This is a genomic window from Ruegeria sp. CI5, from assembly GCF_056536885.1.
Genome location: NZ_JBQFQN010000004.1, coordinates 146,267 through 159,524, shown reverse-complemented (window position 1 = coordinate 159,524; position 13,258 = coordinate 146,267). Strand labels below are relative to the sequence as shown.

Sequence of the window (13,258 nt, the reverse complement as noted above, 5' to 3'; positions counted from 1 at the left end):
CCCGAGGACCGGACCATGCCGAAGATTGCGCCTCCACCGCTGAAGAACGACTGTTTCGCCCTGCCGCCGGGGGTCGAATGGACCCCGGTCGACGAGGCGCTGGCCCTGTTGCGCGACCAATTGCACCCGGTGGCCGGCGTCGAGACCCTGCCCGTTGGTCAAGCCTGCGGGTGCGTTCTGGCGCAGGACGTGATCGCGCAACGGTCGAATCCGCCGCTGCCCAACACGGCGGTGGACGGGTACGGTTTTGCCGGTGGTCGGCCCGAGGGCCCGCATGTCCTGCCGCTGGCCGAGGGACGCGCGGCGGCGGGCGTGCCGTTTGCGGGGGCCGTGCCGGAGGGGCAGGCGCTGCGCGTTCTGACCGGCGCGCCGCTGCCCGAGGGGGTGGATACCGTCATTCTGGAAGAGGACGTGACCGTGCAGGACGGCCACATCGCCTTCAACGGGCCTTTGAAGGCCGGCGCCAACACGCGCAAGGCGGGCGAAGACGTGCAGGCCGGGGCCTTGGCTCTGCCTGCCGGGCGACGCCTGACGCCTGCCGATCTGGCGCTGCTGTCGGCGGTGGGCGTGGCCGAGGTCCCGGTCCGGGCACCCTTGCGCGTGGGGGTTCTGTCCACCGGCGATGAATTGCGTGATCCGGGTCAGGCCGCGGGGCCCGGCCAGATCTTTGATGCGAACCGCCCGATGCTGTTGGCGATGCTGCAACGGATGGGCTTTGTGGCGGTCGATCTGGGCCGCGTGGGCGACGACCGGGCTGCGCTGCGGGACCGGCTGGACCAGGCTGCGCAACAGACCGACGCGATCCTGACCAGCGGCGGTGCTTCGGCGGGGGACGAGGATCATGTCTCGGCCCTGTTGCGCGAGGCCGGGGCCATGCAGGAATGGCGCATCGCGCTGAAGCCGGGCCGCCCGCTGGCGCTGGGCCTGTGGCAGGGCACGCCGGTGTTCGGCCTGCCGGGCAATCCGGTGGCGGCGATGGTCTGCACTCTGATCTTTGCCCGGCCCGCGCTGGGGCTGATGGCGGGCGAGGGGTGGCGGCAACCGCAGGGCTTTGACCTGCCCGCCGGGTTCGCCAAGCGCAAGAAACCGGGCCGCCGCGAATACCTGCGCGCCCGGGTCCGCGACGGTCGGGTCGAGGTGTTTCATTCGGAAGGGTCGGGTCGCATCAGCGGGCTCAGCTGGGCCGAAGGGCTGGTCGAGCTGCCGGACGGCGCGCAAGACATCCAGCCCGGAGACCCTGTGCGTTTCATACCCTATGGCAGTTTCGGCCTGTGACGGTTTCGGTCTCGTGCGGGTTTTCCCCTGATGAGCGCGCGCGGGCGGCCGCGCTGTTCTGGCAGGCGTTCTCGGGCAAACTGTCGCGCGTCATGGGGCCGGATGCGCGCGGCCTGGCGTTTTTCGAACGGGCGCTGAACCCCGATTTCGCCCTGGTGGCGCGGGATGCGGATGGGCGGATGCTGGGGCTGGCCGGGTACAAGACCCGCGACGGTGGGCTGACGCAGGGCGGGCTGGCGGATCTGGCCCGGGTCTATGGCTGGTTCGGCGCCCTGTGGCGGGGCCTTGTCCTGAGCGTTCTGGAGCGCGACCTGAAGCCGGGCGTGTTCCAGATGGACGGCATATGCGTGGCGACCGAGGCGCGTGGGCAGGGTGTCGGGACCCTGCTGTTGCAAGCGATCAAGGACGAGGCGCAGCGGCTGGGCATGCACGAGGTGCAACTGGACGTGATCGATACCAACCCGCGCGCGCGGACCCTGTACGAGCGCGAAGGGTTTCAGGCGATCGGGCAGGACCATACCGGCCCGTTCAAGCATCTTTTCGGATTCAGTTCGGCCACGAAAATGCGGTGGGTCGTGCCCGACGCTGGTTAGTCGAAAGTCCCGGCCACTCGGCCCAGCAGCATGAAGGCGCGCGCCGTGCGCGTGTCGCCCAAGGCTGTCAGGTCGGCGTCGCTGGCCACAGGCTCGAACTCGACGATCATGGTGTCGAAGCGGCGCAGGAAGTGATGCACCGCATCGCGAAAGATCGGGTCCTGTTTCAACCGCGCCGTGGTCAGCGCCAGGCATGACCGGTCGCGGATGCCGCCCAAAGCGGCGACTGCACGCCCGCGTTCGCCCTTGGCGAACTGGCGCCAGACCTCGGGGCGGGCCATGTCGGGGCGCAGGTCATCCATGTAGATGCCCTCCTGGCTGAGCAGGGTCAGCACATCCTCGGCGGCTTGCACTAGTTGCGCGGTCTTGCGGTCCTTCATCGCGCGGCGCAGGGCGTTGAAGCCTTCGGTATCCTCGGCGGTTTCGGGAAAGTTCAGCGCGCGGATGAAAATCTCGGTGGGCAGAGGAGTCGTTATCTCTTCGGCCGGGGTGCCCAGTTCCAACGAGGTCTGGCCCGAGGGTGCCGCAGGTCTTGCTAGAGGCGCAAGATCCCGCCGCTTGCTGGAGAACGTGGCCAGCGTGCTTTGGGTGTGCCGGGCGGCCGCGGCGATTTCATCCAGTTTCCGGGCCACTGCGGGTTCGTAGGTGCTGGCCGACCGCTGTTGCTGCGATACATAGGCCTGCCGGATCGCGTCGATCGCGGTCTGCAGCCGGGCGCTTTCTTCGCGCATGATGCGGCTGGCGCGCATGGCCAGCGCCGCGACCCAGATCATCGCCACCGGCATGAACACCGCCAGCAGCATCACGATGAAACTGCCGGCCTGCGTCTGCTCGGGCAGCACAAGAAAGGCTACGGACACCACCAGCCAGATCAGGCTGAGGGCCGCGGCCGCAATCTCGATCCCGGTGACGCTGGGTCGGCCCGGACGGTCATAGATGCCCAGCCAGGTGGGGCGTTTGCTGTCCGGATCAGGGTCTTGGCCCGACATGGCGCGCTCCGATCAGGCGTAGTGGATGCTCAGCACTTCGTACGAGCGCACGCCGCCGGGGGTGCGCACCTCGACGCTGTCGCCTTCTTCCTTGCCGATCAGGGCGCGGGCGATGGGCGATTTGATGTTCAGCAGGCCCTTTTCGATATTGGCCTCATGCTCGCCCACGATCTGCCAGGTCTTTTCCTCGTCGGTGTCCTCGTCCACCAAGGTGACCTTGGCGCCGAACTTGATCGCGCCCGACAGTTTGGTCGGGTCGATCACTTCGGCCAGCGACAGAACGCCTTCCAGTTCCTTGATGCGGCCTTCGATGAAGCCCTGCTTTTCGCGGGCCGAATGGTATTCGGCGTTTTCCTTCAGGTCGCCCAGTTCGCGCGCCGAGGCGATGGCCTCGATGATGGCGGGGCGTTCAACGGACTTGAGTTGCTTGAGCTCTGCCTCGAGCGCGGCAAAGCCCGCGGGCGTCATGGGGATCTTTTCCATATCTTCTTTTTTCCACGCACAAATTGAGTCGCCCCGCCGCATGAGACCAGCGTCGGGGCGAAAGATGGGTTGGCAATTACCTGACCCAAATATGGCGTGAAATGCAAGAGGCCAAGGGGCTTGGCCCCTGCAATCCGCAACTTAACGCCGTCGGGGCGGTGGGGGTTTCCGATTGTGCCGATGCCCCAGCAGATCACCGCGTTTCCAGCGATGCGCCTCGGCGCCGAACCAGAGCATCTCAATCATATTGAACGACCTCGAATTCGATACCGTTGTCATCGTCGAAATAGAACCGGCGGCCGGGTTCATAATCGGCGTGGTTGTGCGGCTCGAACCCGGCGGCGCGAACCTTAGCCTCGGTCGCGTCGATGTCCTCGACCAGCACGCCCACATGGTTCAGCCCGCCGACGATGTCATAGCTGCTTTCGCCCGACGGTTTCGGGTCGGCCGGGGCGTAAAGCGCCAGATAGGTATGCGCGCTGCCCACATGCACGGTATATCCTCCGGCGATCGCCGGACCTTCCCAGCGGGTTTTCCATCCGAATGCGTCCTGCATCCAGGCGGCGGTCGCCTGCGGGTTGCGGACGGTGAAGTTCGTGTGTTCCAGCGTCGCCATCATGGGGTCTCCTTTTCATGTTCAGGCTTGTTTCGACTCACCGTAATTCCTAAACCTAACTTTAGCTCAAGATATTTTTCGGGAGGAGATCATGCCCGCATCCGAAGGCCTTTCCATCGGCGCGTTGGCGCGCCGCACGGGGTTGGCGGTGTCCGCCATCCGCTATTACGAGGCGCAGGGGCTGATTTCCCCATGGCGCAATCCGGGCGGTCAGCGGCGGTATCAGCGCGCCGACATCCGTCGGCTGAGTTTCGTGATGATCGCTCAGCAGTTCGGCCTGACCTTGCCCGAAATCCGCGAGGTTCTGGCTGGGCTGCCCGACAACCGCACGCCCACGCCGGCGGATTGGAAAAAGATCAGCCTTAACCTGCGCGCGCATCTGGACCAGCGAATCGATACTTTGCTGCGGCTGCGCGACAATCTGGACGGCTGCATCGGCTGTGGCTGTCTGAGCCTTCCGAAATGCGCGCTCTACAACCCCGACGACCGGGCCAAGGCGCATGGTAGCGGTCCCAGGTACCTGATGGGTGACGCGCCCGAGGGCTGATCTGCCGCATTGCAGCAATGTTACGCCGTGTTTTGATTGACCAAGGTCTTTTCCAGCAGGTAATCAGCCGGGAAACAAAATTTCGCCGAGCCCGCGCCCCAGGCGCCAATTCGGATAGTTAGCGGAGGAGCCCACGATGGCCGAAATTGAACGCGAAGCGATGGAATACGACGTGGTGATCGTGGGCGCAGGCCCGGCGGGCCTGTCGGCGGCCATTCGTCTGAAACAGCTGGACGCCGACCTGAACGTGGTCGTGCTGGAAAAGGGCTCCGAGGTCGGCGCGCATATCCTGTCGGGCGCGGTGCTGGACCCGTGCGGTCTGGATGCGCTGATCCCCGACTGGAAGGAAAAGGGCGCGCCGCTGAACGTGCCTGTGCGCGAAGACAATTTCTATATGCTGGGAGAGGCCGGCAAGTTGCGCATCCCCAACTGGCCGATGCCGCCGCTGATGAACAACCACGGCAACTACATCGTCTCGATGGGCAATGTCTGCCGCTGGATGGCCGAACAGGCCGAGGAACTGGGCGTCGAGATCTTCCCCGGCATGGCTTGCTCGGAGCTGGTCTATGGCGACAATGGCGAGGTCAAGGGTGTCGTGGCCGGTGTGTTCGGACTGGAGCCCGACGGGTCCTATGGCCCCAACACCGAGCCGGGTATGGAATTGCACGGCAAATACGTCTTCCTGTCGGAAGGGGTGCGCGGGTCGCTGTCCAAGGAAGTGATCGCGAAATACGATCTGTCAGCCGGGAAAGAGCCGCAGAAATACGGCATCGGTATGAAGGAAATCTGGGAGATCGACCCCGCCAAGCACAAGGAAGGCAGCGTCACCCACACGATGGGCTGGCCGCTGGGCGGCAATGCCGGGGGCGGGTCGTTCATCTATCACCTGGAAAACAACCAGGTCTATGTGGGCTTCGTGGTGCACCTGAACTACAAGAACCCGCACCTGTTCCCTTACATGGAATTCCAGCGGTTCAAGCATCACCCGGTGGTGGCCGACCTGCTGAAAGGCGGCAAGCGCGTGGCCTATGGCGCCCGGGCGATCACCGAGGGCGGGTACCAGTCGATGCCGAAGCTGGTGGCGCCGGGTGTCGCGCTGCTGGGCTGCTCGGCGGGCATGGTCAACGTGCCGCGCATCAAGGGCAACCACAACGCGATGCTGTCGGGCAAGGCAGCGGCCGAGGCCGCGTTCGAGGCCATCAAGGCCGACCGGTCGGGCGACGAACTGTCCGCCTATGAAGACGAGGTGCGCAACGGTGCGATTGGCCGCGACCTCAAGAAGGTTCGCAACGTCAAGCCACTGTGGTCGAAATATGGCCTGACCGCTTCGCTGGTGCTGGGTGGTATGGACATGTGGACCAACACGCTGGGCTTCTCGCTGCTGGGGACGCTGGGCCATGGCAAGAACGACGCCGAGGCGACCGAGGATGCCAGCAAGCACACCCCCATCGACTATCCGAAGCCCGATGGCATGCTGTCTTTCGATCGTCTGACCAACGTGGCGTTTTCGTTCACCAACCACGAAGAAAGCCAACCCTGTCACCTGAAGTTGACCGATCCCGAGATTCCGGTGAAGGTCAACCTGCCCAAGTTTGATGAACCGGCGCAGCGGTATTGCCCGGCGGGCGTGTACGAAGTGGTGAAGGACGAGGCCGAGCCGCGATTCGTGATCAACTTCCAGAACTGCGTCCACTGCAAGACCTGTGACATCAAGGATCCCAGCCAGAACATCACGTGGACCACGCCGCAGGGTGGGGACGGACCGAACTACCCCAACATGTAGGCAAAAACCCGGGCAATGGCGGGGCCGTGAACGCTCGGCCATTGCCTCTGGCGGACCAAGGCCCTAGCTTGTTCTGCAATCGTAGGCAGACAAGGCAGGTATTAGGTGGTTTCACTGGTTCGTCGCACGGCGCTGGCCGTGTTTCTTGCGACAGCGGCTGTCGTTCCGGTTCACGCGGATTCCGGCGCGGGATCCTATCTGGCTGGACGCCAGGCCATCTATGAAAGCGACTACAAGGCGGCCGAGGAGTACTACTCGAAGGCCCTGATTTTCGATCCGGGCAACACCAAGCTCAAGGAAAGCGTGCTACTTGCGCGCGTGGCTCTTGGCGATGTGGAACGCGCACTGCCCATCGCCGAGGACATGGAGGCAAACGAGCAACCCAACCAGGCCGCACGCATGGTTGTTTCCGCCAAACTGGTATCTGACGGAAAGTTCGACGAATTGCTGGCCCGTGACCCGGAAAACCAGGGCGTTGGCCCGCTGGTCGATGGGTTGATGACGGCCTGGGCGCATCTGGGCAAGGGCGAAATGACCAAGGCGATGGCGCAGTTCGATGAGGTCGCCCAGCAGGACGGTCTGCGGGAATTCGCGCTGTATCACAAGGCGCTGGCGCTGGCGTCGGTTGGCGATTTCGAAGGGGCCGAGGCGATCTTTGCGGCCGACGACAGTATCGTTGCGCGATTCTCGCGACGTGCAGCGCTGGCGCGGGTCGAAGTGTTGTCGCAGCTCAACCGCAACGACGAAGCTCTGCAATTCCTTGAAAACGTGTTTGCGGCGGGCAGCGATCCGTCGATCGAGACCTACGTGGACACGCTCAGCGCCGGTGGCACCTTGCCTTTCACCCATGTCGGATCGGCCACCGAAGGCGTCGCCGAGGTCTTTTTCTCGGTCGGGGCGGCGTTGAACACCGAGGCCGCACATGACTATGTACTGCTCTACGCGCGGATCGCGACTTACCTCCGGCCCGATCACATCGATGCGATCCTGCTGAGCGCGGAACTGCTTGAGCAGTTGAGCCAGTACGACCTGGCCGCCGAAGCCTATCGAAAGGTTCCCACGGATAGCAGCGATTTCCACGCAGCCGAACTGGGGCGTGCCGAAATTCTGGCTCAGTCGGGGAAACCGGATGCGGCGATCGAAGTGCTGGAGAATCTGGCGGCTCGGCAGCCCAACCTGCCCAGTGTCCATGTCGCCTTGGCCGACCTGCAGCGGCGTCAGGAAAACTACGCCGCAGCTGTAACCTCGTATGACCGAGCCATCGAACTGACTGAAACCGGTTCGGGTGGCAACTGGTTCCTGCACTACGCCCGCGGCATCTGCCACGAACGTCTCAAGGCCTGGGACAAGGCTGAGGCGGATTTCAGGCGTGCCTTGGAGCTCAATCCGGATCAGCCGCAGGTTTTGAACTATCTCGGTTACTCGCTGGTCGAGCGGCAGGAAAAACTGGAAGAGGCGCTGGACATGATCGAGCGCGCCGTCGCGATCCAGCCTGACAGCGGCTATATCGTCGACAGCTTGGGCTGGGTCCTGTTTCGCTTGGGCCGGTACGACGAGGCGGTCGAGCATATGGAGCGCGCCGTTGAACTGATGGCCGTGGACCCGGTGGTCAACGACCACTTGGGCGACGTCTACTGGGCCGTCGGGCGCACCCGTGAGGCCGATTTCCAATGGCGGCGCGCGTTGTCCTTCATCGATCCCGCAGACACCGATGGCGAGGCCGACCCCGATCGGATCCGACGCAAACTCGAGGTCGGGCTGGACGCGGTGCTGGCCGAGGAAGGCGCGGCCCCCCTGAAGGTCGCCAATGGCGACTGAGGCCTTTGCGCCCGCGAAGATCAACCTTTCCCTGCATGTGACCGGACGGCGGGCCGACGGATACCATCTGCTGGATTCGCTGGTCGCCTTTGCCGATGTGGGAGACACGTTGATCCTGTCACCCGGGCCCGAGATTCGCCTGACCGTGACCGGCCCCCATTCCGCCGGGGTGCCGACCGACGACCGCAACCTCGTCTGGCGGGCCGCTCGGGCGATGGGATGGATCGGGCAAATCCAGTTGGACAAGGTTCTGCCGCATGGCGGGGGAATCGGCGGCGGCTCATCGGATGCGGCTGCGACTTTGCGGGCCATCGCAGGGGAAGACGCGGAAGTTCCGCTGGAAACGGCTTTGGCCCTGGGCGCGGATGTTCATGTTTGTGTACTGGGCAGAGCAGCACGGATGCAGGGCATTGGTGACCGGGTCGCCCCGGTTGCATTGCCCGCTTTGCCCGCGCTGCTGGTCAATCCGGGTGTGCCGGTTCCGACGGGGCCGGTGTTCAATGCGCTGGATTCGCGCGACAATCCGGGGATGCCGGATGAGATCCCGGCATTCGAAACGCCCGAGGCGTGTGCTGATTGGCTGGCCGGGCAACGGAATGATTTGCAGGAAGCGGCAATAGGCTTGGCGCCCCAGATTTCAGACGTGTTACAGGCGCTGGGTGAAACGCGGGACGTTCTGCTGGTGCGCATGTCGGGGTCGGGTTCGACCTGCTTTGCGCTGTACCCGTCCATGAAGGCCGCACATTTTGCGGCCTACGAGATTGGTGTTTCCCAGCCGGACTGGTGGTGTCGCGCAAGCGTCCTCAGTTGAGGCGGGATACGACGTAATCGGCCAGATCACCGAGCAGGTCGCGCAACTCGTGATCGGGCAGCGCGGTCAGAGCGGTTTTGGCCTTTGCTGCCCATGCCAGAGCGTCTGTCCGGGTCTCCTCCAGGGTGCCGTATTTGCGCATGAGGTTCAGGGCCAGGTCCAGGTCTCCATCCTGTTGCCGGCCCTTCTCGATCGTGCGCTCCCAGAACGCACGCTCGTCGGGTGTGGCCTGGGCCACGGCCTTGATCACCGGGAGGGTCAGTTTGCGCTCGCGGAAGTCGTCGCCCACGTTCTTGCCGGTGGCCTTACTGTCGCCCTGATAGTCCAGCAGGTCGTCGGCGATCTGGAAGGCGATGCCCAAGGCGTCGCCATAGCTGAACAGTGCCCGGACCTGTTCCTCGGACGCACCGGCGATCACACCGCCCACCTCAGTTGCCGCGGAGAACAGCGCGGCGGTCTTGCCGCGCACCACCTGCAGGTAGACGGCCTCATCCGTGCGCAGGTCGGTGGCTGCGGTCATCTGCAGCACCTCGCCTTCGGCGATGGTGGCCGAGGCATTGGCCAAGATGTCCAGAACCCGCAGAGACCCGGTTTCCACCATCAACTGGAAGCTGCGCGAAAATAGATAGTCGCCGACCAGCACGCTGGACTTGTTGTCCCACAGCAGGTTGGCGGTGGGCCGGCCGCGCCGCTGGGCGCTTTCGTCGACCACATCGTCGTGCAACAGCGTGGCGGTGTGGATGAATTCGACCGTGGCGGCCAAACGGATGTGATGGTCACCGCCATAGCCGAACAGCCGCGCGGCGGCCAGGGTCAGCATCGGGCGCAGGCGTTTGCCGCCGGCTTCGACCAGATGCGCGGTGACTTCGGGGATGCGGGGCGCGTGTTCCGAGGCCATGCGGGTGCGGATCAGAGTGTTTACCGCCTCCATTTCACCGGCCAAAATCTCGGCCAGTCGCTCATGCGGTTTCGAGATCGTGCTGATCGTCATCACACTCCTGATACAAGGCTCGACTTTCGTCCTGCCTTGCCCTTACATCCATCCCCATGAAAGAACTTCTGCGCAGCACCGATCCGACCATCATCGCCTTTGCATCCGCTCTTCTTGAGGGCGAGGATATAGACTGCTTTGAGATGGACGTAAATATGAGCGTCCTCGAGGGAGGCATCGGAATCTTTCCGCGCCGCCTCATGGTTCGGACCGATGACCTCGAGCGGGCAGAGCGGGTGATGCGTGACAATGACATTCCGCTGGGAAGATGACCGGGTTTCCAGACAGCGCGCTGACTTGCAACGACTTTCTGGGTGGCCGCCTAAAGCTGTGGCAGCCGCGAGACGGTTATCGCGCCGGTGTCGATCCGGTGCTGCTTGCTGCCGCGGTTCCGGCCAAAGCCGGGCAGTCGGTGCTGGAGCTGGGCTGCGGGGCGGGCGCTGCGGTTCTTTGTCTCGTGACCCGCGTGCCCGGTCTGCGGCCGACGGGGGTCGAGCTTCAGGCCGACTATGCCGCTCTGGCCGCAAGAAACGCGCAATGCAACGAGATCGATTTGTCCGTCCACGTGGCCGACCTGTCCAATATGCCGACTGATCTGCGTCAGCAGCACTTCGACCACGTGATCGCAAACCCCCCCTATTATCGGCCCGGTGCACATAGCGCGGCCGTCGATGCTGGTCGGCGAACGGCGCTGAGCGAGCAGACGCCGCTGTCCGACTGGTTTGATGCGGCAGCGCGCAGGCTGGCACCGCGCGGGTACTTGCACATGATCCAGCGCGCGGAACGCTTGCCCGACATGCTGACGGCCTGCGTGGGTCGGTTGGGCTCGGTAGAGGTTCTGCCCATCGCGCCGCGTATGGGGCGCGGGGCCGAGTTGCTGATCCTGCGGGCGCGCAAGGGCGGGCGCGCGGATTTTCGATTGCATGCGCCGCTGATTCTCCACAGCGGTGACCGCCATGAAAGGGACGGCGAGAGCTATACCGACATGGTATCTGGCATCCTGCGCGAGGGCCGACCAGTGCCCTGGCCGGACGCCCGATAGGCAATGACCAGCCGAAATTGTCGGATTTGAACAAGAATCCGAGCGTCTGCAGCGTGACAGGCTGGAAATGATGTGATCAACTTCCCATGTGATATTCAGAAACTGAGAAGGAGGATCGCCATGAGCGTAAGCGCACATCTGACGGAACTGAAGAAGAAGCACGAAATCCTCAGTCTCGAAGTGGAACAAGCCCAGCGCTCGCCCGGTATCGACGATCTCCACATCGCTCAACTCAAAAAGAAGAAGCTGAAGCTGAAGGAAGAGATTGAACGCCTGTCGGCTTAATGTCGCAGGCTGGCGCGTGCCGCGATTGCAGCGCCGCCGGTAACAAGCAATGCCGCGATCGCCAGCGTCCAGGATGGCGTGGCGATCCCGGCGACCACAAGCACCAAAGTTGACAACAGGGGTGCCGCGTACGAGCTGGTGCCCAGCATCTGGATGTCACCGTGCTTGACCCCGATATCCCAGACATAGAACGCCAGCCCAACAGGCCCCAACCCCAGGGCAACGGTCGACATCCAGGCCAGTGCATCGGGTGGGCAGACTGTCTGCTCAAGGCTGAAATGCAGGATCCACGAGGCGATGGCGGTCAGCACGCAGAACACTGCTACCGAGCTGGTCGGCGTTTGACCCAGCCTGCGCGACAATACGGAATACCCCGACCACGTAAGGGCGCACAAAAGCGCCAGCGCATAGCCCGGCAGATGTTCGGCCTGTAACCCTGCGGTTCCGCCACCGGTGATGATAAGCGCGGCCCCGGAGAAGCCCAGACATGCTCCGAGCAGATGGCCCAGACGTAGGGTTTCACCAGGAAGCAACCCTGAAAAAAGAACGATCAGCAAGGGCCAGAGGTAGGCGATCAATCCGGCCTCGGCCGCAGGTGCCATGCGAAGGGCCGAAAAATACAGGGCGTGGTATCCGAACAAGCCAACCGTGCCGAAGGCGAATACCTTCCAACTGACCCGTTTCAGTTGCGCAAGCCCACCGCTGCGCCACGTCCAGATCAAGCCAAGGGTTCCGCCGATCGTAAAGCAGATGGCGTTCAGCAAAAGTGGCGGGGTCGGCGCCGAGCCAACCGTGAACAGCGCCAGCAGTGCCCACAAAAGGACGGCGACAAAACCGATGGCGGTGGCGCGGTTCTTTGTCATGAGGGGGGGATATCCTCGACGGGTATGATTTCCAGACCGTCGGATATGTGCGCGGTTTTTTCGATCTCTGCAAGGAACCAATCCCGGAAGGCGGCAATCTGAGGGCGCGTCTCTTCGCCCGAACGGCACAGGAACCGGAACCGGGCCTTGGTTTCGACGGCGGTTTTGAAGGGCATCACCAGTCGGCCTTCGATCACATCCTTGATGATCATCGGGCGCCGTCCCAACGCGACGCCGACACCCGCCACCGCGGCATCAATGGCGTGATCCGCGTTCGAGAAATGCGCGCCATGAGTTGGCGTGAAGTCCACCCCCACCGCACGAAACCAGGCGGGCCAGTCACAGGGCGGGTTCAGGAAGTTGATCGAGTCATCGTGGATCAGCGGCGCTTTGGTCAGATCCTGCGGCGTCGGAAACCGGGCCGCAAGCTCGGGCGTCATGACCGGTGTCAGCCACTCTTGCCGCACGGGAACTGAATACAGCCCGTCATCCTGCCCGTACCCGAAACGGATCGCGACATCCACGTCGTCGCGCTCGAAATCGAGATTGCGCAGCGTGGCTGAAAATCTCAGGTCGATCTCGGGATGGGCGCGGGCGAACTCGTACAGGCGGGGGGCCAGCCATTTGGCTGTCAGGGCCGGCCCAGCGGTCACTGTCAGTGTTGTGTTGTCCTGCAGGCGGCGGGTGGCCGACCAGGCCGCCTGCAGCGCAGCAAACCCTTTTTCCGTGCCTGGGGCTAGGGTTCGTCCGGCCTCGGTCAGCTCGACCGCACGGTTCAATCGGCGGAACAGCGGCTGACCCAGATGCTCTTCCAGAGACTTGATCTGAAACGACAGCGCGGCTGGTGTCACGTTCAACTCGTCTGCGGCCTTGGCGAAGGACATATGGCGGGCGGCGGCATCAAAGGCCCTGAGGGCGGTGAGTGGGGGAAGTCGGTCGCTCATCTTCACATAAGATTTTCTAAACTGAATGTGGAAAAACTCTCGTTTGTACCCATTGAAAACAACAGGCATGTTGAGTGCAAGTCAAGTTCACCTTTAGTAGAAGGGAAAAGCCATGATCGAGATGACGACCAATCCTGCCGCACAAAAGGCAATTCTGCGCGCTCATCAAGAGCGCGGCAAGGCGATCCGGAGTTTCTGGAAGTGGGTTCTGGGTTCCC

15 protein-coding genes are annotated in these 13,258 nt (G+C 63.5%); 9 read left to right on the top strand and 6 right to left on the bottom strand.

Annotated elements, in window-relative coordinates:
• Positions 1 to 15 precede the first annotated feature (15 nt).
• Positions 16 to 1,275, top strand: coding sequence for a molybdopterin-binding protein (locus tag ACR0BA_RS13525; protein WP_480728396.1), 1,260 nt, complete (start codon positions 16 to 18; stop codon positions 1,273 to 1,275).
• Positions 1,272 to 1,868 carry a GNAT family N-acetyltransferase gene (locus tag ACR0BA_RS13520; RefSeq protein ID WP_480728395.1) on the top strand — a complete coding sequence of 199 codons (597 nt, stop codon included), beginning with the start codon at positions 1,272 to 1,274 and terminating at the stop codon, positions 1,866 to 1,868. Before ACR0BA_RS13525 ends, ACR0BA_RS13520 begins: the two co-directional genes overlap by 4 nt.
• Here ACR0BA_RS13520 and ACR0BA_RS13515 read toward each other — a convergent pair.
• The 3 genes from ACR0BA_RS13515 to ACR0BA_RS13505 form a co-directional block, all read right to left on the bottom strand.
• Positions 1,865 to 2,857, bottom strand: a complete 993-nt coding sequence (locus ACR0BA_RS13515; RefSeq protein ID WP_480728394.1) for a hypothetical protein — start codon at positions 2,855 to 2,857, stop codon at positions 1,865 to 1,867. The two genes, ACR0BA_RS13520 and ACR0BA_RS13515, sit on opposite strands and share 4 nt — an antisense overlap.
• Positions 2,858 to 2,869: 12 nt before the next feature.
• A complete protein-coding gene (gene greA / locus ACR0BA_RS13510) occupies positions 2,870 to 3,340 on the bottom strand; it encodes a transcription elongation factor GreA (protein WP_005978981.1) in 471 nt (156 codons plus the stop codon).
• Positions 3,341 to 3,578: 238 nt separating this feature from the next.
• Complete coding sequence (locus tag ACR0BA_RS13505; RefSeq protein ID WP_480728393.1) at positions 3,579 to 3,959, bottom strand: VOC family protein; 381 nt, start codon at positions 3,957 to 3,959, stop codon at positions 3,579 to 3,581.
• A gap of 88 nt (positions 3,960 to 4,047) precedes the next feature.
• Between ACR0BA_RS13505 and soxR the strand changes: the two genes are divergently transcribed.
• From soxR to ACR0BA_RS13485, 4 genes are all read left to right on the top strand, one after another.
• On the top strand, positions 4,048 to 4,503 hold the full coding sequence (gene soxR, locus ACR0BA_RS13500) for a redox-sensitive transcriptional activator SoxR (RefSeq protein ID WP_480728391.1): 456 nt from the start codon (positions 4,048 to 4,050) through the stop codon (positions 4,501 to 4,503).
• Positions 4,504 to 4,639: 136 nt separating this feature from the next.
• Positions 4,640 to 6,286 (top strand): electron transfer flavoprotein-ubiquinone oxidoreductase, encoded by a 1,647-nt coding sequence (locus ACR0BA_RS13495; RefSeq protein WP_480728389.1) that lies wholly within the window; start codon positions 4,640 to 4,642, stop codon positions 6,284 to 6,286.
• Between the two features lie 105 nt (positions 6,287 to 6,391).
• Positions 6,392 to 8,104 carry a tetratricopeptide repeat protein gene (locus ACR0BA_RS13490; RefSeq protein WP_480728387.1) on the top strand — a complete coding sequence of 571 codons (1,713 nt, stop codon included), beginning with the start codon at positions 6,392 to 6,394 and terminating at the stop codon, positions 8,102 to 8,104.
• Positions 8,094 to 8,915, top strand: a complete 822-nt coding sequence (locus ACR0BA_RS13485; protein ID WP_480728386.1) for a 4-(cytidine 5'-diphospho)-2-C-methyl-D-erythritol kinase — start codon at positions 8,094 to 8,096, stop codon at positions 8,913 to 8,915. The genes ACR0BA_RS13490 and ACR0BA_RS13485 overlap by 11 nt, the downstream gene beginning before the upstream one ends.
• Here the strand turns inward: ACR0BA_RS13485 and ACR0BA_RS13480 are convergent.
• Entirely contained in the window at positions 8,908 to 9,906 is a 999-nt protein-coding gene (locus tag ACR0BA_RS13480; RefSeq protein ID WP_170342960.1) for a polyprenyl synthetase family protein, read from the bottom strand. The two genes, ACR0BA_RS13485 and ACR0BA_RS13480, sit on opposite strands and share 8 nt — an antisense overlap.
• 56 nt (positions 9,907 to 9,962) lie before the next feature.
• Between ACR0BA_RS13480 and ACR0BA_RS13475 the strand changes: the two genes are divergently transcribed.
• The 3 genes from ACR0BA_RS13475 to ACR0BA_RS13465 all read left to right on the top strand — a co-directional run bounded on the left by ACR0BA_RS13475 (position 9,963) and on the right by ACR0BA_RS13465 (position 11,233).
• Positions 9,963 to 10,178: a putative signal transducing protein gene (locus tag ACR0BA_RS13475; RefSeq protein ID WP_093963516.1), complete on the top strand. Its 216-nt coding sequence runs from the start codon at positions 9,963 to 9,965 to the stop codon at positions 10,176 to 10,178.
• Positions 10,175 to 10,948, top strand: coding sequence for a tRNA1(Val) (adenine(37)-N6)-methyltransferase (locus ACR0BA_RS13470; protein ID WP_480728384.1), 774 nt, complete (start codon positions 10,175 to 10,177; stop codon positions 10,946 to 10,948). The genes ACR0BA_RS13475 and ACR0BA_RS13470 overlap by 4 nt, the downstream gene beginning before the upstream one ends.
• Positions 10,949 to 11,068: 120 nt before the next feature.
• Positions 11,069 to 11,233, top strand: coding sequence for a YdcH family protein (locus tag ACR0BA_RS13465; RefSeq protein ID WP_170342251.1), 165 nt, complete (start codon positions 11,069 to 11,071; stop codon positions 11,231 to 11,233).
• Here the strand turns inward: ACR0BA_RS13465 and yddG are convergent.
• The gene (yddG, locus tag ACR0BA_RS13460) at positions 11,230 to 12,096 is read right to left on the bottom strand and encodes an aromatic amino acid exporter YddG (protein ID WP_480728382.1); all 867 of its coding nucleotides are present in this window, start codon (positions 12,094 to 12,096) and stop codon (positions 11,230 to 11,232) included. The two genes, ACR0BA_RS13465 and yddG, sit on opposite strands and share 4 nt — an antisense overlap.
• Positions 12,093 to 13,040, bottom strand: a complete 948-nt coding sequence (locus ACR0BA_RS13455) for a transcriptional regulator GcvA (RefSeq protein ID WP_480728380.1) — start codon at positions 13,038 to 13,040, stop codon at positions 12,093 to 12,095. Before ACR0BA_RS13455 ends, yddG begins: the two co-directional genes overlap by 4 nt.
• Positions 13,041 to 13,258: the final 218 nt, after the last annotated feature.

What these genes read in the sequence shown, in the direction of transcription:
- ACR0BA_RS13505 (WP_480728393.1), bottom strand. Translation starts at nt 3,959, where the DNA reads ATGATGGCGACGCTGGAACACACGAACTTCACCGTCCGCAACCCGCAG.
- ACR0BA_RS13475 (WP_093963516.1), top strand. Translation starts at nt 9,963, where the DNA reads ATGAAAGAACTTCTGCGCAGCACCGATCCGACCATCATCGCCTTTGCA.
- yddG (WP_480728382.1), bottom strand. Translation starts at nt 12,096, where the DNA reads ATGACAAAGAACCGCGCCACCGCCATCGGTTTTGTCGCCGTCCTTTTG.
- ACR0BA_RS13485 (WP_480728386.1), top strand. Translation starts at nt 8,094, where the DNA reads ATGGCGACTGAGGCCTTTGCGCCCGCGAAGATCAACCTTTCCCTGCAT.
- ACR0BA_RS13525 (WP_480728396.1), top strand. Translation starts at nt 16, where the DNA reads ATGCCGAAGATTGCGCCTCCACCGCTGAAGAACGACTGTTTCGCCCTG.
- ACR0BA_RS13470 (WP_480728384.1), top strand. Translation starts at nt 10,175, where the DNA reads ATGACCGGGTTTCCAGACAGCGCGCTGACTTGCAACGACTTTCTGGGT.
- greA (WP_005978981.1), bottom strand. Translation starts at nt 3,340, where the DNA reads ATGGAAAAGATCCCCATGACGCCCGCGGGCTTTGCCGCGCTCGAGGCA.
- ACR0BA_RS13455 (WP_480728380.1), bottom strand. Translation starts at nt 13,040, where the DNA reads ATGAGCGACCGACTTCCCCCACTCACCGCCCTCAGGGCCTTTGATGCC.
- soxR (WP_480728391.1), top strand. Translation starts at nt 4,048, where the DNA reads ATGCCCGCATCCGAAGGCCTTTCCATCGGCGCGTTGGCGCGCCGCACG.
- ACR0BA_RS13495 (WP_480728389.1), top strand. Translation starts at nt 4,640, where the DNA reads ATGGCCGAAATTGAACGCGAAGCGATGGAATACGACGTGGTGATCGTG.
- ACR0BA_RS13515 (WP_480728394.1), bottom strand. Translation starts at nt 2,857, where the DNA reads ATGTCGGGCCAAGACCCTGATCCGGACAGCAAACGCCCCACCTGGCTG.
- ACR0BA_RS13465 (WP_170342251.1), top strand. Translation starts at nt 11,069, where the DNA reads ATGAGCGTAAGCGCACATCTGACGGAACTGAAGAAGAAGCACGAAATC.
- ACR0BA_RS13480 (WP_170342960.1), bottom strand. Translation starts at nt 9,906, where the DNA reads ATGACGATCAGCACGATCTCGAAACCGCATGAGCGACTGGCCGAGATT.